This is a genomic window from Aquiflexum lacus, from assembly GCF_015476655.1.
Classification (GTDB): Bacteria; Bacteroidota; Bacteroidia; order Cytophagales; family Cyclobacteriaceae; genus Aquiflexum; species Aquiflexum lacus.
Genome location: NZ_JABFHF010000082.1, coordinates 1 through 702 on the forward strand (window position 1 = coordinate 1; position 702 = coordinate 702).

The 702-nt window shown below is 51.9% G+C and carries 1 protein-coding gene; it reads right to left on the reverse strand.

The features are described 5' to 3' along the window. Window positions 1-702, reverse strand: a 702-nt coding sequence (locus HMJ38_RS25120; protein ID WP_228780274.1) for a LamG domain-containing protein, incomplete at both ends; no start/stop codon positions are given.

The following is a 702-nucleotide window of genomic DNA, read 5'->3' on the forward strand; positions in this document are numbered from 1 at the left end:
CAAGTGCCAGTCCCATGACCCCCTGCGTCCATGTCACCCCAATGGTATTCTGAATGGTCGCATCGTTTCCGTTACCGGAATGATCCACAAGTATATTTCCTGATCCCTCGTCCATCTTCCAGTGGCCAACAGGACCATCAGGAGTTTCGCCTTCCGGCACTGTGGAGAAGCTTCTGATCTCTGACCAATCGGAGCTACCACCTGTATTCAGGGATCTGACCCGCCAGAAGTAATCTGTATCGGCAAGAAGCACGTCAGTGCTGAGAGAAATATCGGCTGTTTCGGTATCCAGTATAATCTGACCAAAACCCGGGTCGGTGGCAAGCTGTAGCTGGTAACCGAGGGCAAATTCTGATGCAAGCCATAAGAACTGTACCTCCGGAACAATAACAGAAGCTGCCCCGTTGGCAGGTGCCACAAGCTGGGGAACCCCCGGCAATGGAACCTCTCCGTCAAAGAGTTCGAAGATTTCCGATACTTCCAATGCTCTTCCGTAAAGCCTGAGATCGTCAATCCCCCCGTTGAATCGCTGTATCGTACCGACCGCCCCAATGACAAGGTCTCCAGAAGTGGTACCTATGTTGAACGGTGCATAACTCGCGGAAACATCCTCTGTGCCGTTGACAAAGATTCGGCTCGTAGTGCCGTCGAAAGTAGCGGCTACGTGTATCCATTCACCAAGGTCACCGCTATAATTGTAGT